Raw genomic sequence first — 24,122 nt, forward strand, 5'->3', positions numbered from 1 at the left:
TGCTGGAACAGTTAGCATTTATAAATAAAAATCACCAACACTGAACTACTCAATGTCTAGAAATTTTAATCTCGCAAATTGCTAGAAATCAGGCCATATCCGTCTGATTCAAGGGGTTTGAAGCAATCTTCGCGCGGCGCGCCCGGTTCGTGGCGAATCGAGCGATCCGTTCCCAATTTTTTCTCTGCGCGAAGTTTTGGAACTTTCTTGAGGTCGTACGGGGTGGTTTCGTAGACCCAATTGAGCCAGTTGCGCCACAGCAGGTTTGCGTGGGCGCGCCAAGAGAAAAGCGGTTCCATCGTGGGGTCGTCGTGCGGGAAATAGTTCGTCGGAAATGGAACGTTCGTCAGTCCTTTGGCCTTGTCCCGCTCGTATTCGTTACGCAAGGTGTACTTACCGTATTCCCAATGGCCAAGCACGAAGACCTCGGAAAAATCGCGGGCGGCGATGAGGCCGGAACCCGTTTGCGGCCCCCAAGTAAGCACCTGCAGATCCTTGTTGGCGGCGATGTCGTCCTCGTTCATACCGGCCACACGCGAATGCGGCTGCAGCGAGATCTCGTCGAAACCGTTGGTGATGAAGCAGTATTCGTCTTGCAGATATTGCGGGAACACGCCGAAAAGCTTTTCCTTGAAATTTTGCTTGCGGATGCCATAACGGTAATTAAGCCCGGCCATCGCACCCCAACACAGGTACATCGTCGAGAAAACGTGGGTCTGCGCCCAATCGAGAATCTGCGTCAGCTCGTCCCAATAATCGACCTGCGCAAAATCAAGCTGCTCCACCGGCGCACCGGTGACCACCAGGCCGTCGTAGTAATTGTCCTTGAACGCGTCGAAATTCTCGTAGAACTTCAGGAGATGGTCAGCACTGACATGCGTGGATTCGTGAGTCGAGGTCTTCATGAAATCGATGTCGACCTGCAGCGGGGACTTGGAAATCAGGCGCAACAGCTGCGTTTCGGTCTCGACCTTCTTGGGCATGAGATTCAGGATGACCAATTTGAGGGGACGAATCTTCTGTTGCTCCGCCTCCGGTTTCTCGATGGCAAAGATCCTCTCGGAGTCGAGTATTTCGCGCGCCGGCAATCCGCTGGCAATCTTGATAGGCATGGTTCCATTATGGCCGCACTTCTGCCCTGATAGCAAAAAACGCGCCGAAGATTTGACTTTTGCGCCATTACCCGTAATCTAGATTATTGCTGTCTTAAACAGCCGTCGCGGGGTGGAGCAGTTCGGTAGCTCGCTGGGCTCATAACCCAGAGGTCTCAGGTTCAAATCCTGACCCCGCTACCAAAAGCCCGGAATCTCAACGATTTCGGGTTTTGTTTTTTCGACGACGCAGTAGATTGCGACCAAAAACTCAGCGATGATTGTGGAGTTTGTCAATGCCGCGCTTGTGATCGATTTCAGCCGTCTTCAGTTGCTGCACTGAAATCTCCTGACTGATTTCTAACAAAGACGTTTTGGTCTATAACCCGGATATCGACAAAATGGAATCTTCCGGAATCCGATTTGCCGGCCAGCAGCCATCACACGATTACGACGTGTCCGCAGAATACAATTGGCTGCACAACGGCTTAAAGGGGCAGGCAGCTATGGGAATCTTCTGGATATTATTCATCGTCGTGTCCATCGCCGGCATCGCCATCTGCCAGATTTTCAAATTCATCGCGGAAATCGTTTTGTATGCAATCATCGTCCTGATTCTGCTTTTCGCCTTGTTCTTCTTTGGCCTCTCGCATGAGAATAAAAAGGACAAGGGAAACGAGCAGGCATCCGAGAAAAGTCCGGAAACCGATACTTCAGGAATCGCGGATCGCAAAGCAAAGAAAACAGCATTTGCGCTGTTCAGCGCCCCGGCGAACAAACGCAGGGCCGCACGAGTGAACGCCGAATACCAAAAAGAAAAAGAAGCGGCCGACAATGCCGGCAAGACCACCTGGCAAATGCCATATTACCGTTGCCCTCCGCTAGAAGCCATAAAACGTTTGTTCTCCAAATATCTTAGATTCTCGGGACGGTCGAGCCGAAGCGAATATTGGTGGGCCGACTTGCTCATCGCGGCGGTCGATCTTGCATTGCTCATCATCGATAAAACCATTCTTGGCAGGAACGGGAGCCTACTCGACGTCATCTGGATACTTGCAATATTCGTCCCCGCGCTCGCCGTCAGCGTCCGCCGGCTCCACGATTCCGACAAATCGGGATGGTGGATGCTGCTGCCGGTGGCGTTGACTGCCTTTAGTGCCGCTACTGTCGTTATCGCCTCCTTTACCACACGCATAAGCATCGGCACGCTCCTTCTGAATACCGGACATGTCGGTTCCGGCATTGCTATTGCCGTATATGTCGCAGGAATCATCGATGTCATAGCCACTGTTTTCTGGATCGTGCTTATGACGCTTGCGCCGAATCCATACGGGGCACGTTTCGACAGCCCCGACCAATTGGCCTGAACTGCAGGTGAAGAGATGCCAAAAAATTGAAAACGGTGAAGGCGAACCTGATTGTTCGTTGCAGGAGCATCAATCTTGGCCTTCCCTCATTGAAACGAAATCGGTTCAACACAATTGTTCGACAGCATCATTCAACGTAATTTTTAACTTGCGCATGATGCAGATATACCGAAAGAATGCATAAACCTCGCAACAAAATAGCCGGTTTGATTAATCTGAAAACCATCAAGCCGACTATTTATTATTACTTATTTATTACCTTATTACTGTAAAATTATTGTTTCCCTCCCTACTTGATGGTTTTTGAGGCGGTCAGGTCGTAGATCGTCACATCGTCAACCGTTTGGGACTTGAAATTGGCCTTGACCCATGTGGCAATCTGACCGGAGGCGTTCGACCCGCCCATCTGGTTGCCGCCCATTTCGCTGCCGCCGATGTAGTAGTGGATCCTGCCTTCCTCGACGTAACGCTTGAACTGCGCGAGCGTGGGGCTTGGGTCGGAGCCGTTGAAACCGCCGATCGGCATGACCGGCTTCTGCGTGGCCAGCTGGTAGCCGGACGCGGTCTGCGAACCTGTGGCCGCGGCGACCCACGTGTACTTGTCGGCGTCCTTCATCAACAGACTCTTCAGCTTGCTACCGACCGAGCTCGCTCCCTCGCCGCCAAGCAGACCGCCTGCGCCGCCGCGGCCGCCACGTTGGCCGCGAGCGAACTTGCCGGTGGAACCGGCCTGGCCATTCACGTTGCTTTGACCGCCTTGCGCGTTGGCGCCGCCTTGACCGTTCATATTCGGGGCCGTGCCAGTACCATTGGAATTATTCGAATTGTTGGAATTATTCGAACCTGGCGTACCGTTACCGTTGCCTGTCGAACCTGGCGTACCGGGCATTCCTGACTTTCCGTTGGAACCGTTCATAGATGGGCCTCCGGCTTGGTTGGAACCGCCGTTGGCATTGTTCGATCCGTTGGTGTTGCCTTGGGCATTCTGGCCATTCTGACCGGGCACACCGGCACCAAAGCCGCCTTGACCTTGCTGGCCTTGGCTACCGGGACCACCTTGGCCTTGACCTTGCTGGCCGCCACCGGGCATTCCGCCGCCGAAACCTCCTTGGCCTCCACGGCCACCGTGGCCGCCGCCAGGACCGCCCATTGAACCAGAGACCTCGGGACCGGCGGTGACTATCGAACCGTGATGACCGGTTGCGACCGTGTATCCCGTCCACGCGGTCGGGCCCGCATAGAGCGCAACCGTCGCAAGGACGATACCGATCAAGCCGATTTTGCCCACGACCTTGCCGCCATTGCCGGAACGCAGGGTGTGCAGCGAACGTATCGGCAGCAGCGCGATGGCGGAGACCAGCAGCGCAAGCGTCGCCAAGGTGCCGAGAACGAGCACCGTCGGGCGCAGCCACGGCAGCCACGAGGAACGGGACAGCAATTGCGCGGCCCACAACGTGTTGACGAGCACCAAAACCGTTGCCAGCACTCGTGCCCACAAGGTGTCACGCCGTTCCCAAAGGTTCTGCACCGCCACGGCGACCATCACAGCCACCGCGGGCGCAAGCGCCACAGTGTAATACTGATGGAAGATGCCGCCCATGAAACTGAAGGTGAGCCACGTGACGGCAAGCCAGCCGCCCCACACCATCACGCCCGCGCGGCGCATATCGGTGCGGCGAACGCGAATCGAAACGGCAAGACCGATGAGGATGCCGGCGAACGCGATGGGCGCAAGCCAGGAAATCTGGGTGCCGTAGACGCCGTCGAACAGACGGGTGATGCCGGTCTGGCCCCACATGCCGCCGCCCTGGCCACGACCGCCGTGGCTTCGGCCGCCACCTGCGCCAGGAACGCCGCCGGGTCCTCCGGCCGTGCCTGTCATCGCGTTGTAGGCGTTGCCAAGCGTTTCGGAAACCTTGCCGCCGAAACTTCCGGTTCCGGCGTGGCTGCCGGCGCGACTCCCGCCACCGCCGGGGACAACTGAACCCGTCTCATGGCCGGTCAAACGGCCGAAACCGTTGTAGCCGAAGGTGAGTTCGAGGAACGAATTGTTCTGCGAACCGCCGATATACGGGCGTGCGGAAGCGGGAACGACGACGGTGAGCAGAACCCACCAACCGGCGCTGGCCGCCATCGCCACCAGCGCCACAACGCTATCGACCAGGCGTCGCCAGAATTTCGTGGGCGAGGCGATCAGAATCGCGAGCGCAAAGCCCGGAAGGACGAGGAAGACCTGCATCTGCTTGGTGAGGAAGCCGAGGCCGATGCACACGCCGGCGAGCGCCAGCCACAACGTGCGTTTGCGATTGCCTTTGCGGTCGGGGTCGTATTCCAACGCGCGAAGCACCGAAGCCGAAGCGGCGACCATGAGCAGGACCAGCAACGCGTCGGGGTTATCGAAACGGAACATCAACGCGGCGACCGGGGTAAGCGCGAGGGTCGAACCGGCGATGATGCCGGCCCAATTGCCCCAATACCGGCGTACCGAAGCGTAGAGCAGCCAGACGCTCAGCACCCCGCAGATCGCTTCAGGGAGCAGCAGGGCGAAAGAGCTAAGTCCGAAGGCCTTGATCGAAAGCGCCATAAGCCACAGGGAGGCCGGCGGCTTGTCGACCGTGATGGAGTTCGCGGCGTCCGACGAGCCGAAAAGGAACGCCTCCCAATTGGTCGATCCCGCCTGGGCGGCGGCCGCGTAGAACTCGTTGGCGAAGCCGTTGGCCGTCAGGTTGACGAACATGATCGCCACCGTGGCCGCCATCATGACGGCAAAGGCGAGCCAGTCGTACCACTTGCGTTTGCGGGCGACGCAATGGCGGACGGTGTGTGTCGGATCGGCGGAGACGAAGCGGCCTCCGGGGATACCGGCGAAAGCTGATTTGATGCTGGCGAACGCGCCGTCGCCACTCGTGTCTGAGCGGTCGAATCGGTTTGGTGTCTCATTCATGATTTGTCCTTTATACGCTTGTATACACTTGGGTTAGATGGCTGAAGCAGCAAGTTCATGCCGCATGCGCCTGATGCCCTTAAGGTCTTTGCGAACGGTATCGGGAATATTGACCGTCGTGCCCGCGTCCTCGACCCAGCGCACCGGGAATATGTAAGTGGGCAGGCCGTAAGTCTGCGCCAACGTCAACAGCTCGGTATCGAAGAACCACTCGTTGTCTTTGATTTGCGGAAGCAGGAAATCCGCGGCCTTGGCGCTGATCGCCTTGAAACCGCACTGGGCATCTTCGAACGTAACACCCAGCGTCGCTCGCAGCAGGACGTTGTAGCTGCGGGAGATGAACTCGCGTTTGGGCGAGCGGGTGACCTGCGACTCGTCAAGCAGGCGACAGCCGCTCGCCACTTCGGCATGGCCGTTCAAAATCGAGCCGACCAGCACATCGGTCAGGCGGATGTCGGTGGAAAGGTCGACGTCCATATACGCACGGACTTTGGCATGCGACTGCCCCCATGCGAGTTTGAGTGCGCGGCCACGACCCTTTGCCGGGATGCGGACGGCCCGCACAAACTGCGGATACTGCCGCGCGAGGTCGACGGCGATGGACCAGGTATCGTCGGTGCTCGCGTTGTCCGCAATGACGATGTTCCAGCTATATTGCGGCGGATATGGCGATTGCCATTGTGCGGAAGCCGGAACGCTCCGGGGGCTGCCAAGGTATTGCATCAAAGTAAGCACGGAATCGGCAAGCTCCTCATGCTCGTTGTAGACGGGGATGACGATGTCGGCATCCACTTGCACTGGATTGCCTACTTGTTCGGCAATCAAGCCGACCGGATCGATAGCACCGGAAAGTCCGGGGACATTTGACAAGTTGGACGCACCGGAAGGATCGGAATCATTCGATGAATCATGGACATCAAAAGTCTGGGGCGCATAAGGCGTTTTCGATTGATCGGATGACCTTGGCGCATCGTAGAAAGCAGGCGGGTTTGACCGCTCACGTTTCGACTTGTCTGTGCCTGTTGCGCTGGTTGGGGTGAAAGAGCTTTGTGTTGCCGTTTGCGGCTGGTGTTGTGTGGTCATAAGAACAGTACACACGACGTTTTTGGATATACCCTCAGGCAATCGTGGGACATAGCCCGAAACCTGTCACCAAAACCATGAAGGTTTGCTGAATGTTATCTAGATACGATGGCGCAAAAAATGATTGGCAGGGATATCCCCCTCCCAAAAAGCCCACATAAAAAGATGGCCTCGGACTAAACCGAGGCCATCATCAAATGGTGAACTTCTATTAGCTAACAACCCGCACACATCAGGCTTCCCGCAACGTCATGTCGGTGATGGTCGACGAGGTGCCGGATCCCTCGGAGTCGGAACTGTCGGAACCGGCTGACGCAGAACCTCCGGACAAGCTCGACGTGCCCGTTGCGCCGGAACCCATTGACTGTGAACCGATGTCAGTACTGCTTCCGGATGAACCCGACGTGGCATCGTTCGAGTTACCGGAACGTCTGCGGTTACCGGAATTTTGGGAAACGGAGCCATCAGACGAACCGGAGTTATCAGAGGAACCTAATCCATTCGATTGGCTCGACCCATCAGATTGGCTCGACCCATCAGACGAACCGGACAATCCGGACCTGTCGGATTGCCCGGAACCCGAAGACAAACCGGACCCGCTCTGACCGGATTGGCCGCTGCCACCCATGGATCCACCATCAGTGCCATTGGCACCTGGTATCTGTCCCATGCCCCGACGCCCCTGGCCTCCCGTCATCTGTCGTTCCAACTGCTGGTTTTGCGAGGGCACAACCGATTTCGCCGTTGCGAATCCACCAATTGCGCCTCCGGCCAAACCGCAGACCAGAGCGATACCGATTATCACACCCCACATCTTTCCGGAATGTTCTTTGGGCTTCTTCCCGAATCCACCGAATGGGTTTTTCGCGGCGAACACTCCGCCAGTGGGTGGTTGACCGGTGGAAGCAAAGCCTTGACCCGAAACCGGCTGACCGTTGGCGGAAAAACGTCCGCCATTGGCCGGCCCACCATTTGCGGCAAAGCCTTCTGTATTCACCGGAACGCCGTTTGTGGCATAGTAATTACGTTCACCCTGTTGCCCATTCACGCCAAGATCTTCACCGCCGGCCGGACGATGCTGCAAAAATTCGAAATTGCCCCCGAACTGCGAAGCAGGCGAATTGTCATAGGTGCCGCCGCCTTGGTTGAATGTCGTTCCGCCGTAACGATTTGCGCTCATATTCTGTTCGGTGGCCGCGTCTGCATTCCCCTTGGCATTCACGTTCACATTCCCTCCATTGCTGGCATGAATATTCTGGGTGGCCTCAGCGGAAGTGCCGGCATTCATTCGGGTTTCGTCATTCGTTCCGGCTTTCGCATGCACGCCGGCCTCACTACCTGATCGAGCCCCGCTATTTACATTCGGATCGTTCTTTGCGTTGCCATTCGTATTGTTGCTCATGTTCTTATCCATGATGATGCTCCTGTTTGTTGTTGTCTGGCTGACGAATATCGGCACGGAATTGAGACGGTTCTTGTCGATGACAGAATCCCGTTAACTACATATCGTGGAATCCCATCGTCGCGACCGCAGAGGGCCGGCCATTCCCGGTGGCTGTTTCATGCCCCTTTCTGCGTGCATGATTACATTGAACAGCGTCATCATGGGCGGCTGCTGTGTCCAAACCCAAGGAACTCCTCGACTTTCAGCAGATATTCTTGAACATAAGCTGAATGATTGCTGAATCGCCGACATCGCGATACCGCAGTCGTCTTTGCCGTCGACGATGTCGTTGACTTCCCAGACATCTACTCCATTGTCTGCGCCACCGGAATCGTCGCCATCATCGATATCCTCGGCATCGTCGCCAGGCTTGCTTCCGGCCTTTGAATCTTAAAAGACCGGAAGCCGCCGGCGAACAATCCGAATCATCGATGCCGTGGGCGATACCGGTTTTGCGCCAGCGCCATCAGCATAACGGCACCGAAGAGAGATGCACCGGCAAGGAGCAGCACCGCGGTGACCGACGCCCCGGTGACCACAAGAGGGGTGCCCACCATCGGAGGATCGACCGGGGCAGTCACAGCGTCCGCCACTGATTCAGGTTTAGGCTCAGAACCTGGTTCTGGTTCCGGCTCAGGCTGCGGGATTCGCTGACCGTTCCAGTCATCAAGATTGGAATCAACAGGCTCCATCATGGCCATAGACCGGCCTGCCACGTTGACAATCTTTGTATTCTGAAAATCATCGGAACTCCACTGATTCGGGACCTCACCATGAGCTCCATGCATCGCAACACTGTCAGACAAGATAGGAGATTCAAAGCCGTTGTCGACGTGAAGAGGCTGATCGGGAGCGGGAAGCACCGGAACATTGATTTCAATGCCATCGCTTGTCCCTTCATCGCCGGAGTCCGCACCCCACGGGTTCAGACTGGTTCGGGAAATTTCGACAAGCGGAGTGCCGGTGACCTTCGCACGGTCAGCGTGTTTGGCGGTGACATCTTTCAACGTACCGACCACATCCACATGCTCGCCGGGCTTGAGTATCAGGGACGACCAATCCTTTGGATATTTGAAATCGGTAACAATGCCGTCTCCGGCAAGGGTTGTGTCGGCGATCTTCAGATCACTGGCCTTGAACTGCGCACCGTGCCCGTCTTTCTCATCACTGGTGTTGGTGATTGTGAATACGATTTCCGTATCCCCCACGATATCCAGTGCTTCTTCGGGATGATCACGGTCACCTTTTGCCCAACCGCTAGGCTTGTCCCACTTCTCGATATAGAGCGCGGGAACAAGCTCAGGCGTGCAGGTCCAGGCAACATTCGATTCGTAAGCATGTCCATTGAGCGTCTCGATGAACTTGTTCTCATGACGCTCTGTGGATTTAACTCGTTTGACCTGTATATAGATCTGCCAACCCTGCTCATGCACGGTATCTGCGGAAACAAGCCGTCGATAGAGCTCAGTCGCCGCAACGGTTATTTTCATCTGTTTGCCCGCATTGCCGGAATCGCCGGGACTGCTTGAATCGGATTTAAAATCCCCTTTCTCGCCTGCACTGCGGGGAGAAACATTGCCATCGTCAGCCACCAAGGTGAACAGATCATCACCGAATTTGCCAATCGCGTCAAATCCGCTGCCTGCGATCCTGTCTCCTTTATACGCCATCACTCCACCATCTGCAGCATGGAGGTCACGCGTCGCGTAAACGGCCCATTGACCGGTGTATTGGTCGTAGGCGGGATCGAGGTCGTCGACGATACTCCAGTCTTTTATATCCGGGTAAGCACGATCCGCCGGCAAAATGGTGCTGTCCAAGCGGTAAAGAAATACGCTGCCCTTATACACGCTGGAACCATTCACGCTTCCCCCACCTACCTTGACAACCACATCCTTCGCCGGGTTCATCGGTTTCAGAGGATTGGAGACCTCATTGCTCTCTTTACGCAGAGCGTTCTCGACCTGAACGGCCTTGTTCTTCACCACATATCCGTCGGCGACCTTCTGCACGGTGTAGGGAATCGTGATGTGATAATGCTGACCGAGCAACGCCTGATCAATGGCCGGATCGGCCAAAGGATTGTGAACGTCCGAATCTGCATAATCCTTCAAGTTCTTTGGCTGCGGGTCACCTTTAAGGGTCTCTCCGGAAGCCGTCACGAATGTATCGACCTGTTTGGCAAACGCATAAGCCACACCATCGAGCACTTGAATGTTGAATTTTGCAGTATGGTCCCGGCCATCATCGCCAGTCACAGTGATTCCGGTCGGATCGACTTTCAGATATTCCTCGTCGAAGTCGTCGACAACCCCCAACCTCCACACGTTGTAGGCCTGACTGGTCTGGGTGGCATCCAAGTCAATGACGTAGTTGCCGGTGTCACCCATCAGAAGCGTCTTTCCGTCAATGGAAACGCTGGGATCGCCTTGCTCCTGGCTTTGGAAATCATGCTTGGCCGGCCGCAGACTTGGAGGGATGTTGAACACCTCATTGCTCGGCGTAAACGAGTTGTTCAGGATAAGCCCCCACTGATTGTTGACCTGATGATCAACGGGCGCATCAAGCGAGACAATACCCTCAAACCTCAATTGCAACCGAGGTGTTCCTCCGGAACGCCATTGTGCGATGAGCGCCGCATCGGTGAAGTTCACCGCAACCTGATGCGCATCCAAATCCCACGTGGTTGCATACTTCGATTTTGAAACCATACGTCCACTGTTGAGATCTATCAGCTCAAGGGTCTGTTTGTCGGGCTCAAGATATTGGTCATATTGGTCGGTCAACGTGACGGTTTTCACCTGATAAGCCAGGCCTGCGGGCAGATGCGGCTGGGTGTCGAGATTGTATTCGACTTTCTGCCCGGGGTAAACGACCTTGCCGTCGATAGAATCCTGTGAGCCACCTTCGGAAGCCTCACCTACGACATCCTTTTTCGCCGATGGCACGTAACCGGCAATCCTAGGCATGTTCGTATCCTTCTTTTGTCGGTTGATCTGAATCGAAGCCGCATTAAGGAGGTCGGCACCGCCCGCGTCGGTAGAGAAGGAAAGCTCCTCTCCAGGTTGCTTGCCGAAATCCTCACGCACCTGTTTTGCGCCCCTGCCATTGGCGTAATTGACTCTGAACGGTACCAGCATCGTCACTTGCACCGGACCGGTATGCCGGGAAAGCTCGGCAAGCCAATCCTTCTTCGCACTGGCGGTAATCACCGTACCGTCCTGAGTGACGTCGAAATGCGAACTGACATCGGCCCCGGCCACATCATTGATGGCATCGACGCTCGATCGGGCACCGCTCGCGGCATCCGCCACATACATGCGCACATTCGAAAGCGCCTGCGGATCGACAAGATAATCCGCCTTCCCGTAGTCATCACTCAGTTTGAGTGTGTTGACCCCATATTCCAACGAAGAGGGGTCGGCAATCGGCACATTCACCACGGCACCAATCTGGTCGCCATCAAGGAACGTCAGGTTATCGCCGCCGGTTGCATTCGTCCTGTTCGGGTCGATCACCAAGCGCCATTTTCCGTTATCGTCAAGCTTCACCCAACTCTTGTCGGGGTTCGGAGTCCAGACGTGTACTTGGGGTTCGTTGGTCGCAGCCGACTTCCCATTCCACTGCTCATACCCTTTGTTGACAAGTGCGACCGACGTGTGCACGTCCAGATCCTGGTACATCCTTCCCGAAAGAACGAGTTTGACCTTACGATCGTTGATCCTTTTTCCGCTGCCACGGAGGATGGAGGATTTCGCGTTTGCTGTGGTCGTATGGCCGACGGTTGCAATCGAAAAATCAGATGTGCGATCGACACCATCCACATAGACTCTCGCTTTCGCATTTGGAAAATCGACATACTGAGCGGCACCGGTCCAATCGTCGGCAATCGAATACCGCGAAAGGTCCTTGGCAAGGTTCTTCGGCAACGCACCGGTGACCACGACGGCTGCATCGTCGCCCGTCACATATGTTTTGCCATCGGCGGCCACATCGTTCGTATGGTTTACGTCGCTGACGGACAACGCCTCCTGCGTATCTTTCACCCACGCCTTGTTGGGATTCGGACTGCGAACCTGGACGATGGGCTCGTTGGCGGCAGCCGTCTTGCCGTTCCATTGCTCGGTTCCCTTGTTTGTGATCCTGTCAATAAGATTGTGCGCGTCAGTGGCAATGTTGAATGTGCCGTCCAATATCAGCTTGACCTTGCGGTCGCTGGCCCGATGGGCGCTATCGGAGAGAATCGAAGGCTTGGCGCGGGCGGTGGTCACATGGCCGTTGGCGGAAATGACGAATTCACCGGTGCGATCAACGCCATCCACATACACTTTGGCCCTGCCACCCGGAAAATCCAAGTATTCTGCGGCTTGCGACCAGTCGTCTGCGATCGAATACCGGCTTAAATCCTTGGTAAGGTTTTTCGGCAAAGTCCCGTTGACCACGGTGGAGACCTGCTCGCCCGGAACGAACATACGATTGTCGCTGCCTTCTTGATTCGTATGATACGTGTCAACGACGCCCATGGCCTCAGCGGGATCCGTCGCCCATGCCTTGTTGGGGTTGGGGCTGCGTACCTGTACAGTGGGCTCGTTGGTGGCAGCCGTCTTGCCGTTCCATTGCTCGGCTCCCTTGTTTTTGATGCCATCGATAAGGTTATGTGCATCCGTCGCGATGTTGAAGGTGCCATCCAGTATCAGCTTGACCTTGCGGTCGTTGGCCCGATGACCGCTGCCGGACAGAATTGAGGGCCGAGCACTGGCGGTGGTCACATGGCCATCGGTGGAAATCAAGAAATCACCGGTGCGCTCGACGCCATCCACATACACTTTGGCGTTGTCATTCGGGAAATCCAGATAGTTCGCTGCCTGTGACCAGTCGTCCGTGATCGAATACCGGCTGAGGTCTTTGGCAAGGTTTTTCGGCAAAGTCCCGTTGACAACGGTGGAGATCCGCTCACCTGGAACGAACATACAATTATCACTGCCAGCCCGATTGGTTCGATGCGAGTCTGAGGCATCCATAGACATGGCAGGGTCTGCCGTCCATACCTTGTTGGGATTGGGACTGCGCATCAATACCGGTGGCGTATTGGTGGCCGCATCCTGCCCATTCCACTTTTCCCCGCCTGAGTTCGTCATCGACACCGCTTCAGTGGCGCTTGCCTCAGACTTGAACCGACCGTCCAGCACAAGCTTCACCTTGCGGTCATTCGTCTGATGGGCGGAACCAACAAGAATGGACGGCTTTGCGCTTGCAACGGTTTTCGATCCCACAGTTGTGACGATGAAATCGCCTGTGCGATCCACACCGTCGACATACACCTTCGTGTTTTCGTTTGGGAAGTCGACATATTGGGATGCGCCGGTCCAATCGTCGGTAAGCGAATACTGCGAGAGGTCCTGTACTAGATCCTTGGGCAGCACGCCGTTGACCACGCTCGAGACACGGTCACCCGGCACAAAGGTCCTGCCGTCGGCTCCGGAATTATTGGCATGCCCGGGATCAGCCGTGGCAAGGGCTTCGTTCGGATCAGTAGTCCAAGTCTTGTCCGGATTCGGATCACGGGTCAGGAATTGATAGAGCGGCGTATCTACAAAACCGTTCTTGTTCCATGAAACCGAAGCGATGTCGGCTACAACGCTTGTATCAGGATCATGCACAATCACCTGAAACGTGAAGCTGAATTCATGGTCCAATGGCAGCTGCCCAATGCCCGCCACCGTATCCGCACTCACCATATTCAAGCCACGATCCCAGACCATCACGAACTGATTGGATACATCGGTTTCGGCCGTCAGATCCATGACCTTCATCCCGGACACATCGTAATTGACACCGTTCGCGCTGATGACATCCTTAAAATGCATCTCATAGCCGCCACGACCGGTGTAGGACTTGATCGCCGTCGTGTTTGCCATGCCGTTGACGCTGGTGCCTTCCTGTATCTGCTTTGTAGGAGCCGGAGGAGGCAAAGAAGTCACAAACCACTGCTCTGCCGGATCGTTGAAACCGACATGATTTACATCTGCCGACATCTTCCCCTGCTTCCTGACATTGACATCGAACCGATACGCACCTTCCTGCCAATGATTCATTCCAAGATCGGAAGGAACGAACGGCGGAGACAAAGAATCACCGTTGTTATGAATCAAACCCGTTTTCGTCGACTCGTTGGCTGGAACATATCCGTCAGCCTGACCGTCATAATGCAACGTCACATCGGCATTCACATCCTCGATTATCGGCGAGCCGTTGCGACTTGCATGTATCTGGTCTCGCACCTCATCGCCGGCTCCGACGACAAGTCCGAATGGCGCCTGTTGGCTTGTCGATACCGACAAACTGTATTCCGCCGGCTTCGGCTCATACTGGTCAAGCACGATAACCCCCAACGTGCCCGCGGTCGCCGAACCCGAAGCAGCTTGTGCAAGACTATTGACCGAAGTATCAGGCTGATCCCAAAAAGACTCATTCGTTCGGTATTCAGCACCTTGGTTGCTATACGTTTTCCCGGATGTCAGGGAAGTCCAGTTTTTAGCCCACATGTCGGCATTTGCCCTAGCATAGGCGTTGTAGACATCGCCTGCGCCGGTCACGAAGCCTACGCCGGCTAACCGGCACTTCGCATTGCCTATTTGGTCGGGATGGTGCGCGTCGAAATTGAACCTGCACTTGGACAGCGCCCCAGATGTCACTGCGTCGATCGTATCGTTCGCACGCGTCGACCCATCACTCGACTTGCCCACCGACCCCATCGCCGCCAGAACGTTTTTCCGATTCGGCTCGCCGAACGCCCCGTCCATATCGTCCTTATAAGCCCAATACTGGTGGAATTCCCCACCGCCGCCACCATGGCTGTTATTGTCGTGATCCTCGGATCCGCCCGCCCAAGCCACACTGGGGACGAGCATCGCCACAGCTGTCAAAACGGCAGCCCAACAGGCCAGCAGATGCCTGATGCCGCCAGTCCTAAAGACTTTATGTCCCATCATTACTTTCTCCTCCACTTTCCGATAGGATGGAGGAAGAGAGCCTGCAAAGGTCCTCTTCCAACCATTGGAGCCGTGGCCTCCGCCCGAATCCGCCAAGATCAACAACGGAGGGCACGGCAAACTTCTAAAACGGTCAGCCAATCGGGCAAACCGAGTTGCTTAACCACACTTGAAGGTGCGACCAGTACGACCCGGATAACCCGACGAAACATTCATATTGTTTGGCTCGGCGTCATCTACGCTCACCATCAATGGTGTTGATCTGATCACTTCATCCATCTTTTCCGCCTTCCCGTTTATGCGATACTGCTCATCGTTGCATACCCGCAGAGATTTCCGCGTCGATTTTTGGTGGTGTGGTCGAATGATCGGAGTCTCGGCGTGTTGTGGATAACCTTGTTTTCACTGTCCACATTTCGGCGTTTTCATACAATCTTTGCCTCATTAATCCACATGATTATCAACAATTATGCATTACAATAAAATAGTTATCCACAAATTCTTCTGTAAACCTTGAAAATGCCAAAAGGCCTTCAAACCTGCCTTTACAATGAACCATACAGAACGATTCAGCAACATCGACAACGATGAGGCAGGTGCACAATGCCAACCAAGACAACCAACCACGAATTCCGAGAACCGGCAACGCCGAGTATTCCCGTCAGCGCTCCGGGGCAGTTCGGACGGATAGTCATCCTGTCGATGACGCCTTGCAGCGAACGCGGGTCGTTCCCTGCCAAAGTCGAATTGGGCGAAATGTTCACCGTCACGGCCCAGATCTTCATCGAAGGCCGCAGCCACACGGGTGCCACCGCGGTTTTGCGCGACACGCACGGCGTAATCAGCCGAAAAGTTGCGATGACCTGCATCAATCCCGGACTTGACTTATGGAAAGCCGATCTCAATGCCGGCAGCCCCAGCAATCTCAAGCCTTGGGATAAGGGTTTCGATGAAGTCAGGAACCGACTCGGCGAATGGACGGTCACACTGGAAGGCTGGGAGGATGTATATGCCTCTTGGCTGGCTGATGCCCGAATCAAGGTCGACGTGGATGACGATGCTGAAAACGCCTTGGTTTCAGGCTCTCAACTACTTGCACGCTGGGCCGAGAACGAAGACGCCAGGCTGAGCAACACCCAGCAAGACGTCCTGCGCAAGGCATCCCGGCAGCTGGCCGACGGTGCTTTGGACAACAAAACCAGGCTTTCCGCCGCCGACAACCCGGCCATCGAGGCATTACATCATTCGAATCCGCTGCGCGACGGACTTACCGAAAGCGCCCCACAACGCTTCAAGGTCGAACGTCCCGAATCAAGCTTTACCGCTTGGTACCAGTTCTTCCCGCGCTCAGAAGGCGCGACACGAAATCCTGAAACCGGTGAAATCACTCAGGGAACGCTCAAAACCGCACTTGCAGGCCTTGATCGTGCAAAAGCCGAAGGATTCGACGTGGTCTATCTACCACCGATTTTCCCCATCGGCGTCACCAATCGCAAGGGACGAAACAACGCACTGGTCGCAGGCCCAACCGACCCCGGCTCCCCCTTCGGCATCGGTTCGACACTCGGCGGACACGATACCGTCGATCCACTGCTCGGCACTATGGACGATTTCAGAGCGTTCTGCGCCTATGCACACAAGCTGGGGCTGGAAATCGCGCTGGATTTCGCACTGCAATGCTCGCCTGACCATCCGTGGGTCAAGGAACATCCGAACTGGTTCCGTCACAAGCCTGACGGCACCATCGCCTTCGCCGAGAACCCGCCGAAGAAGTATCAGGACATTTACCCCATCGATTTCAACATCGATATGCCCGGCATCGAAGCCGAGACCGAGCGCATCATGGATCTTTGGATTGCCGCCGGTGTTACGATATTCCGCATCGACAACCCGCATACCAAGCCGGTCCGCTTCTGGCAGGATGTCATCGAAGCGGTGCAGCGTAAGCACCCGGAAATCCTCTTCCTGGCCGAAGCCTTCACACGCCCGGCTATCATGCGCGCGTTGAGCCTCGCGGGCTTCACCCAATCCCACAGTTACTTCCCCTGGCGCAACACCAAGGACGAGGTCGCCGAATACCTGCAAACCACCAACAGCGACGAAGCCTACTACCAGCGCAACACGTTCTGGCCTACCACGCCCGACATCCTCACCGATTACCTGCGCGACAACGGGCTTGAGGGGCACAAGGTCCGCGCGGTGCTGGCGGCCATGGGTTCGCCTTCATGGGGCATTTACAACGGCTATGAACTCGTGGAGAACCGCCAGCAGGAAGGCCGCGAGGAGCAGGCCGACAACGAGAAGTACGAAATCAAGGTGCGCGACTGGGGCAAGGCCGATAAATATGGTATCGCCACGTTGCTCACCGAACTCAACCGCATTCGCAACGCCCACTCTGCCTGCCGCAGCTATCACGACCTGATGATGCTGTGGACCAGCGATCCGGACATCGTCGCCTTCGCACGCCATATTCCGCCGATGCCAGCCGACGCAGCAGACGAACGAGACGACGCGAGCGCTATCAGCGCTAATAGCACAGGAGAACAAACCCCGAGCGATACGGCCAGCCCCGATACAGCAAACCCAACGCTCGGCGATACTCTCATCGTCGTGGTGAACCTTGATTGCAAGGCCGCGCACACTTCGGAAGTGAACTTCGACCCGGCAACGCTCGGTCTGCCCCGCGACCACACCTTCGACGTCCACGATGAGCTCGGCGACGCAAGCTTCACTTGGTCGAGCAACAACAAGGTTACCCTCGACCCCGCCGAGCGTCCAGCTTATATTTTCAGTGTCAACAACACACAAGAAGCATGAGATTCACAGATGATATAAAGGGTATAAAGCCAACCGAATAAGGAACCAAAATCAATTCGCCACCTTTCGATTGCCATGAGAAAAGGAGGTTTCACAGAGCTGACCTCATCATTCGTAATCGATAAGCTGGGCATTTTGATAGACGCCAGGTTCCATAGCGGGTCACCCAACCTCCAACGGCGAGTATCTGCGCTAGACTTGGTTTCGGTAACAAAACCGTACAAACAACGTACGTTCAAAAGGAGTAAACATGGCTGAAACGTTCAATGTCCTCGTTGAGATTCCGCGCGGATCGAAGAACAAGTATGAAGTGGATCAGGAAACCGGCCGCATCGTGCTCGACCGCACCCTCTTCACCGCGATGGGCTATCCGGATGACTATGGCTACATCGAGGGCACGCTGGGCGAGGACGGCGATCCGCTTGACGCCTTGGTCATGATCCCGAATTCTGTGTTCCCTGGCTGCGTCATCAAGTGCCGCGCCGTGGGCCTTTACCATATGGAGGACGAAGAGGGCGGCGACGACAAGGTCCTGTGCGTGCCTGCTGACGTGCGCTTCGACGACATCAAGGATGTCGACGACGTCAACGAATATCACAAGGCCGAAATCAAGCATTTCTTCGAGCAGTACAAGGCGCTGGAGCCTGGCAAGGAAGTCATGCCCGGCGATTACTGGACCGGCGTTGCCGAAGCCGAAAAGCAGATCAAGGCTTCCCGCGAGCGCCTCGCCGCTTCCAAGAAGTGAGCATCGGCTTATCTCAAACATCGGCTGGTTGCTGAATGATGACCATTAACTAGAAACCATTCGGCATTGATAGCTGCCTAAACCGGAACATGCACTATGCATCGTTCCGGTTTTGTTTTGCTTCGACCATCAATCATAACGATTAAAATAATAAAAATAATACAACCAGTGCAAAAGAGATTCGACCAGCATCGTTTGCTACAGCAGATTTTCGCGAAACGATAGAATAATTCACTATCGCCAGTCAAGTACTATACTGGATTCAACAATTGTGGCATGCGAACGGTATTCATATCGGGAATTCAAAGCCGGAACAGTAAGGAGTTGCCGGCAGTTCTCAATGCCGAAACACAAGGCGTAGGCGGGCAACCGTCGAGGCCCATCCGCGTGCGACATGCGGCGATGACGAATCAACGTCACCGTTTCCGATATAGTGCTGCGGATGAACACGAAAGTGCAAACGCAAGCTTATGATCGTCGAAATCCTGCTTATCGCAGTGTCCGTCTCTATGGACGCCTTCGCCATCGCCATCGGCAAGGGGCTGGCCACCAAACACGTCAGGCCGGTCAACGCCGTCAAAACCGCACTCTGGTTCGGTGGATTCCAGGCGCTGTTCCCTATTCTGGGCTATTTCTTTGCTTCGTTATTTGGCAAATACGTCGAGGCCGTCGACCACTGGATCATCTTCGGTCTGCTTGCGCTCATCGGCGGCAACATGATCCGCGAGGCGTTTGGCGAACCCGAAGAAGACGCCAAGGAAACCGCGCAATTCGACTGGCGCCACATGGCCCCGCTCGCCGTCGCCTGCAGTATCGACGCTTTTGCAGTGGGTGTGAGTTTCCAGTTCATGCCGCTTAACATCTGGGTCGCGGCCACCATCATCGGCGTCATCACCGGCGCTTTTTCCATCGCCGGCCTTTACCTGGGCCACATCATCGGCGTGCGTTGGCAGCAGACCGCCCAGATCATCGGCGGCATCGTCCTCATCCTCATCGGTCTGAAAACCCTGCTGGAACACCTTGGCATCATCGCCTGGTGATTTACCAATCATCCAAGGAAAACAAGCAACGCAACCAGCGCAAGGAACACAACAAAGCCACCGTACATGATCGGCGCGAAACCGATGCCAATCCATGCATAACGACGGCGTTCATCAACATCCCAATGCGGAACAACTTCGCTACGGTCTGGCTGCTGTGCGGCATTGTAATCCTTCCACCAACGCATCGAAACACACGCCAGCGCCGCCAGCAGCACGACAGCAGCAATGACAACAACCGCTACAATACCGATCTGCGTAGTATCGGAAACCTTTGTATCTTTCAGATTTCCTGAGAAATAGCGCAGCAACACCGGGAGGAACACCCAACCGGAAGAGGCAACCACGGCGACATTGATCATGAGGCTTTGTGAAAGGGAGAGCACCATATTCGTCCGCTCACGGCGCAGCATCTGGTGAAGGAATCCCAAAATAACAAAAACGGCAAGCGCCACCAGCAAAGCACCCGCCCAAAGCGTGCAGGCATGAAGCAAGCTTCCGACAGAAACCTCATCGAATCGGCCGATTTGCGCCCGATGGATACCATGCGTCACACCAGTTCTAGGCAGTAAATTCAAGAGCACCGTCTGCGTGCCGTAAATCATAAGCTCGCCGCCGAGTATACCGATAAACCGATCTACAATCGAACCACGCATAGGCCAGAAAATCAGGCCAAATACCAACATCTGCGCGATGAGTTCCGCAATGGTAAGCTGCACTTGGCCATCCACAAAGCAGGACACCGCAATCATCACCGCGATAATGACATAGACCGTGATTTCAAGCCATACCACAGATTTCACCGAGCGTACGGATCCAGTGGCTTTTAGAGACGACGCAGATTGTGCAGAATCACTGTTTTTTGCACCAACGGAAGCACCTGCGGAACCCGTCACCCCAGCAGCACCATTGTCATCGCCATTCGCCGCAGCAGCCATACGTAACTCCGTTCCGTCTCATATCACTCGCTTTTCATGCCATTCTAGCCATGAAAATTCCGTCATTCAAAGCCCTGCTGTCTAACTGCCCGCCAGCCCTCAAAACCGCAGAAACTCCGGCGTAACACGACCGACACAAACAGGGTTTTCTATAAGAAATATGGTAGCGGGCAGTGTCCACAACCAACAAGTACAATATAAATCAATCGCATAAACCCCAATGACGTCGTACACATGGTGTCGAGCTATGCGTAGGGAAGCCGGAAACGACGCACCTGCAAAAGCCAACGGGGAACACAATTGGGAGGGAAGGGGCTCAATGACCGACTTGACATTGATGACGATGGCTCCAAACCCCGCGAGCGTGCTGCCGAGTCTCGCACTGCTTTCCTATCGCGTTCGCGTGCTGCCGATGGACGCCGCGAGCCTGGTGAAACTTCCCGAGAACACCATTCTTTTCCTTGACGCGCGCGATGACCTTGCAAACGCCAAGACGCTATGCAATCTGATTCATGCTTCCGGGCTTTCCATTCCAATCATTCCCATCATCACCGAAGGCGGCTTCACCGCCATCAACGTCCAATGGGGCGTGGCCGATGTCATGGTCAGCAACGCTTCCCCCGCCGAGGTTGAGGGACGGTTGCGGCTGGTCTGCGAGCGTGGTCAGGCAGTGCCGACCACCACACGCGCGTCCGTGGAACGCGACAATTATCGTGAGGACGGGCAGATTCGCTCCGGCGATCTGGTGGTGGACACGAAGGGCTATACGGCGACGCTCAACGGCGAACCGGTCAACTTGGCCTACAAGGAATTCGAACTGCTGAAGTATCTGGTCCAGCATCCGCACCGCGTCTTCACCCGCGCCCAGCTGTTGCAGGAAGTGTGGGGCTACGACTACTACGGCGGCACGCGAACGGTCGACGTCCATGTGCGTCGCCTGCGTGCCAAACTCGGTGGCGAATACGAGCACATGATCGGCACCGTACGCAACGTCGGCTATCGCTTCGATCCTCCGGACGACGGAAGCGACGCCGATAGCGCTGAAATCGACGGCGAGGACAACGCAAATAACGTCTGAATTCCGCAGAATAAATAGAAATATCATATTTCTATGCCTATAGTGACGAACAGAATAATGACCTTGTTATCCAACAATAATTCGATAGCAAAACATATCGATAGCCAAGGAACGGAAGCCGATGCCCAGGGAGACCAAAGCGCAACGCAGTGAGCGTATCCACGCCGAATACGACGTGCTGTGCCGGATGTTTCCCGACGCGATGTGCACGCTCGATTACGAAACGCCGTTCCACCTGCTGGTCGCCACCGTCTTGAGCGCGCAGACCACCGATGTGCGGGTCAACAGCGTTACGCCAGAGCTTTTTCGCGATTACGGCACGCCCGAAACGCTGGCGGTGGCCGACCCGGAACGCATTGAGGACATCATTCATCCACTTGGTTTCTATCACACGAAATCAGCCCACATCATCGAATTGGCTGCGCAGATCGTCCGTGATTTCGACGGCGTGGTGCCGCAGACGATGGAAGAACTCACCACGCTTTCCGGCGTCGGGCGCAAAACCGCCAACGTCGTCCTGGGCGACGCGTTCGGCGTGCCCGGTTTCCCCGTCGACACGCACGTCATCCGCGTGACCGGCCGTCTGCGCTGGCGCACGGACTGGCGCAACAAGCACCCGGACCCGGTCAAGGTCGAGAAGGAAATCACACAGTATTTCGAACCTGAGGAATGGTCGAACCTTTCCCATCGTCTTATCCTGTTCGGCCGCAGCGTCTGTTCCGCGCGCAACCCCGACTGCGAATCGTGCCTGTTGAACGACACCTGCCCCTCCGCCTTCCACCCGCTCTGAAATCGCAATATTCCGTGGGATCTGAGAGGTGTCGGAACCCGCAATGTTCCATCTTTGTCCACGCACACCAGCTAAGCGCGGAAGTCAGAACCATGTCCTTTTGATTTCATCAAGCCACACCTACATCACAGAGCCCACACCCAAACTATTATCAAAAACTGATATTATTAATACGTTTCGATGATTTTCAGGAATCGTTCAGCACCGGCTAGTAGACTTTTGACCCATGTCACGGCATAAGCAGCAAATGAACGGGCCAAAGAGAGGTCTGGCGTTCATCGGCGTTGCCGCGCTACTTTTTGCCCTCGTGGGCGTTGGCTGGGCCCATTTCGATCACCGCCTGCCTTCCAACGCCACCCTGCTCCATTCCGGATCGGAAGTCACCGTCGGCCTCGACAGCCAAGCCCCGCAATCACTTGACATCCGTACGGTGAGGGGCAAGGAACTCGATCAGGCGCTGATCGGCAACGTCTACGAGACCCTTGTCGGCCGCGATCAGAACAACAAGCTCGTCCCGTCCATCGCCAAAAGCTGGGACGTCTCCAAAGACGGCCTCAACTATACGTTCACGCTCAATTCCGACATGCGTTTCGCCAATGGCGACGCGCTCGATTCCACCGACGTGGTCTATTCGCTGCAACAGATCCTCAACAAGAACTATGCCGGCGCCGAGGACCTTACCGGTCTGAAATCGGTGAAAAACCCCGACGTTTCAACGGTGCAGATCGCGCTTTCCGCCCCCAACCCAAGGCTTCTGCGCGCGCTTTCCTCACGCGCCGGCATCATCTACGATTCGACGTCGAGCGTCAACTACACCAGGCAATCCGGCGGCAGCGGCCCGTTCACGGTGCACAGCTTCAACCCCGGCAATTCCATCGTCCTGTCACGCAACCCTTTGTATTGGAAGCAGCAGTCCGCCACTTCGCAGATAACCTTGCGTTATTTCGATTCCGTGGAAACGCTCAACAAGGCCATGCAGAGCGGGGAGATCCAGCTTGCGGTGCTGCGTCCCACCGATTCACCGAAATCCTTTGAAGACAACAAAAAATACACCGTTTCCAAAGGTCTGACCACTTCCAAGGTCACGCTGGCTCTCAACAGCAGCGCCGATGCCCTGTTCTCCGACGAACACACGCGCTGGGCCGTGCGCTACATCCTCGACAACACCGCCATCACCCGCGACCAGCCCAACGCCGCAACCGTTTTGAACGGCCCGATCAGTCCGCTGGAACCCGGTTACGACGATCTTTCCGCCCTTTACCCGCACAATCTGAGCGAGGGCGAAAACGATATCAACTACTACAAACGCCAGTACGTCGGCGACAACACTTTCCTTGTGCCGCAGGAATACGAATCGCTTGGCCAAGAGGTCGTCAAGCAGTTCGCACCGACCAATTTCCATCTGGTGATGCAAGTCGTGGATGACAACACCCTGAACCAGCGGATCGCCAACGGCGACTACAGCATGGCCATCGTCACCATGCAGGGGCCTGACGACCTGGGCGCGTTCGCCAACGGCCGGTTCGGCTACCAGAACAGCCAGGCGCAACAGGATTACCGCAACGCACTCGCTTCGCCCAACGACATTGACTACCAGCGCAACCTGCGCGCCTATGCCAAAACAGTGAGTGCCGACGCCGGAAGCGCCTGGTTCTACACCGAAAGCAGCATGGTCGTCGCCGACACCAATGTCACCGGCTACCCCAAGAACATGACCGACGAATTCCTGCCGCTGCGCGATGTGAGGACGAAGTAACTAAACCGGCGCCCACATGCCAACCGATATTGCGCCT

At 55.7% G+C, this 24,122-nt stretch carries 14 protein-coding genes and 1 tRNA gene; 9 read left to right on the plus strand and 6 right to left on the minus strand.

Annotated features, from left to right (window positions below; genetic code table 11):
• Positions 1 to 65: 65 nt before the first annotated feature.
• The gene (metA, locus tag PT275_RS05955; RefSeq protein WP_277153232.1) at positions 66 to 1,112 is read right to left on the minus strand and encodes a homoserine O-succinyltransferase; all 1,047 of its coding nucleotides are present in this window, start codon (positions 1,110 to 1,112) and stop codon (positions 66 to 68) included.
• Between the two features lie 106 nt (positions 1,113 to 1,218).
• Here metA and PT275_RS05960 point away from each other — a divergent pair.
• Together PT275_RS05960 and PT275_RS05965 are read left to right on the plus strand one after the other, a co-directional pair.
• Positions 1,219 to 1,295 (plus strand) — tRNA-Met (locus tag PT275_RS05960).
• Positions 1,296 to 1,597: 302 nt separating this feature from the next.
• The gene (locus PT275_RS05965; protein ID WP_277153234.1) at positions 1,598 to 2,458 is read left to right on the plus strand and encodes a DUF805 domain-containing protein; all 861 of its coding nucleotides are present in this window, start codon (positions 1,598 to 1,600) and stop codon (positions 2,456 to 2,458) included.
• A gap of 289 nt (positions 2,459 to 2,747) precedes the next feature.
• Here the strand turns inward: PT275_RS05965 and PT275_RS05970 are convergent, their stop codons facing one another.
• The 3 genes from PT275_RS05970 to PT275_RS05980 form a co-directional block, all read right to left on the minus strand.
• Positions 2,748 to 5,402 carry a glycosyltransferase family 39 protein gene (locus PT275_RS05970; RefSeq protein WP_277153236.1) on the minus strand — a complete coding sequence of 885 codons (2,655 nt, stop codon included), beginning with the start codon at positions 5,400 to 5,402 and terminating at the stop codon, positions 2,748 to 2,750.
• Between the two features lie 33 nt (positions 5,403 to 5,435).
• Entirely contained in the window at positions 5,436 to 6,485 is a 1,050-nt protein-coding gene (locus PT275_RS05975; protein WP_277153238.1) for a glycosyltransferase, read from the minus strand.
• A 232-nt stretch (positions 6,486 to 6,717) separates the two neighbouring features.
• Positions 6,718 to 7,899, minus strand: coding sequence for a hypothetical protein (locus PT275_RS05980; RefSeq protein ID WP_277153240.1), 1,182 nt, complete (start codon positions 7,897 to 7,899; stop codon positions 6,718 to 6,720).
• 264 nt (positions 7,900 to 8,163) lie between these two features.
• On the opposite strand from PT275_RS05980, the gene PT275_RS05985 reads away from it, so the two are divergent.
• Positions 8,164 to 8,316, plus strand: coding sequence for a hypothetical protein (locus PT275_RS05985; RefSeq protein WP_277153242.1), 153 nt, complete (start codon positions 8,164 to 8,166; stop codon positions 8,314 to 8,316).
• Positions 8,317 to 8,354: 38 nt separating this feature from the next.
• On the opposite strand, the gene PT275_RS05990 is transcribed toward PT275_RS05985, so the two are convergent.
• Complete coding sequence (locus PT275_RS05990; protein WP_277153244.1) at positions 8,355 to 14,921, minus strand: LPXTG cell wall anchor domain-containing protein; 6,567 nt, start codon at positions 14,919 to 14,921, stop codon at positions 8,355 to 8,357.
• A 603-nt stretch (positions 14,922 to 15,524) separates the two neighbouring features.
• Here PT275_RS05990 and PT275_RS05995 point away from each other — a divergent pair.
• The 3 genes from PT275_RS05995 to PT275_RS06005 all read left to right on the plus strand — a co-directional run bounded on the left by PT275_RS05995 (position 15,525) and on the right by PT275_RS06005 (position 19,523).
• Positions 15,525 to 17,738 (plus strand): maltotransferase domain-containing protein, encoded by a 2,214-nt coding sequence (locus PT275_RS05995; RefSeq protein WP_277153247.1) that lies wholly within the window; start codon positions 15,525 to 15,527, stop codon positions 17,736 to 17,738.
• Positions 17,739 to 17,988: 250 nt separating this feature from the next.
• Entirely contained in the window at positions 17,989 to 18,483 is a 495-nt protein-coding gene (locus PT275_RS06000; protein WP_277153249.1) for an inorganic diphosphatase, read from the plus strand.
• A 470-nt stretch (positions 18,484 to 18,953) separates the two neighbouring features.
• Positions 18,954 to 19,523 carry a manganese efflux pump MntP family protein gene (locus PT275_RS06005; protein ID WP_277153251.1) on the plus strand — a complete coding sequence of 190 codons (570 nt, stop codon included), beginning with the start codon at positions 18,954 to 18,956 and terminating at the stop codon, positions 19,521 to 19,523.
• Positions 19,524 to 19,531: 8 nt separating this feature from the next.
• Here the strand turns inward: PT275_RS06005 and PT275_RS06010 are convergent, their stop codons facing one another.
• Positions 19,532 to 20,461, minus strand: a complete 930-nt coding sequence (locus PT275_RS06010; protein ID WP_277153253.1) for a hypothetical protein — start codon at positions 20,459 to 20,461, stop codon at positions 19,532 to 19,534.
• 319 nt (positions 20,462 to 20,780) lie between these two features.
• Here PT275_RS06010 and PT275_RS06015 point away from each other — a divergent pair, with 319 nt between their 5' ends.
• From PT275_RS06015 to PT275_RS06025, 3 genes are all read left to right on the plus strand, one after another.
• Entirely contained in the window at positions 20,781 to 21,539 is a 759-nt protein-coding gene (locus PT275_RS06015; protein WP_277153256.1) for a response regulator transcription factor, read from the plus strand.
• A 121-nt stretch (positions 21,540 to 21,660) separates the two neighbouring features.
• Positions 21,661 to 22,329: an endonuclease III gene (gene nth / locus PT275_RS06020; protein ID WP_277153258.1), complete on the plus strand. Its 669-nt coding sequence runs from the start codon at positions 21,661 to 21,663 to the stop codon at positions 22,327 to 22,329.
• 226 nt (positions 22,330 to 22,555) lie between these two features.
• Entirely contained in the window at positions 22,556 to 24,085 is a 1,530-nt protein-coding gene (locus PT275_RS06025) for an ABC transporter substrate-binding protein (RefSeq protein ID WP_277153260.1), read from the plus strand.
• Positions 24,086 to 24,122 lie beyond the last annotated feature (37 nt).

This window comes from Bifidobacterium sp. ESL0745, from assembly GCF_029433335.1.
Taxonomy (GTDB): domain Bacteria; phylum Actinomycetota; class Actinomycetes; order Actinomycetales; family Bifidobacteriaceae; genus Bifidobacterium.

Excerpts from the sequence above, each read along its gene's own strand:
- PT275_RS05970 (WP_277153236.1), bottom strand. The coding sequence starts at position 5,402 with ATGAATGAGACACCAAACCGATTCGACCGCTCAGACACGAGTGGCGAC.
- PT275_RS06000 (WP_277153249.1), top strand. The coding sequence starts at position 17,989 with ATGGCTGAAACGTTCAATGTCCTCGTTGAGATTCCGCGCGGATCGAAG.
- PT275_RS06010 (WP_277153253.1), bottom strand. The coding sequence starts at position 20,461 with ATGGCTGCTGCGGCGAATGGCGATGACAATGGTGCTGCTGGGGTGACG.
- PT275_RS06015 (WP_277153256.1), top strand. The coding sequence starts at position 20,781 with ATGACCGACTTGACATTGATGACGATGGCTCCAAACCCCGCGAGCGTG.
- PT275_RS05995 (WP_277153247.1), top strand. The coding sequence starts at position 15,525 with ATGCCAACCAAGACAACCAACCACGAATTCCGAGAACCGGCAACGCCG.
- PT275_RS06025 (WP_277153260.1), top strand. The coding sequence starts at position 22,556 with ATGTCACGGCATAAGCAGCAAATGAACGGGCCAAAGAGAGGTCTGGCG.
- PT275_RS05975 (WP_277153238.1), bottom strand. The coding sequence starts at position 6,485 with ATGACCACACAACACCAGCCGCAAACGGCAACACAAAGCTCTTTCACC.
- nth (WP_277153258.1), top strand. The coding sequence starts at position 21,661 with ATGCCCAGGGAGACCAAAGCGCAACGCAGTGAGCGTATCCACGCCGAA.
- PT275_RS06005 (WP_277153251.1), top strand. The coding sequence starts at position 18,954 with ATGATCGTCGAAATCCTGCTTATCGCAGTGTCCGTCTCTATGGACGCC.
- PT275_RS05965 (WP_277153234.1), top strand. The coding sequence starts at position 1,598 with ATGGGAATCTTCTGGATATTATTCATCGTCGTGTCCATCGCCGGCATC.
- PT275_RS05980 (WP_277153240.1), bottom strand. The coding sequence starts at position 7,899 with ATGGATAAGAACATGAGCAACAATACGAATGGCAACGCAAAGAACGAT.
- PT275_RS05990 (WP_277153244.1), bottom strand. The coding sequence starts at position 14,921 with ATGATGGGACATAAAGTCTTTAGGACTGGCGGCATCAGGCATCTGCTG.
- metA (WP_277153232.1), bottom strand. The coding sequence starts at position 1,112 with ATGCCTATCAAGATTGCCAGCGGATTGCCGGCGCGCGAAATACTCGAC.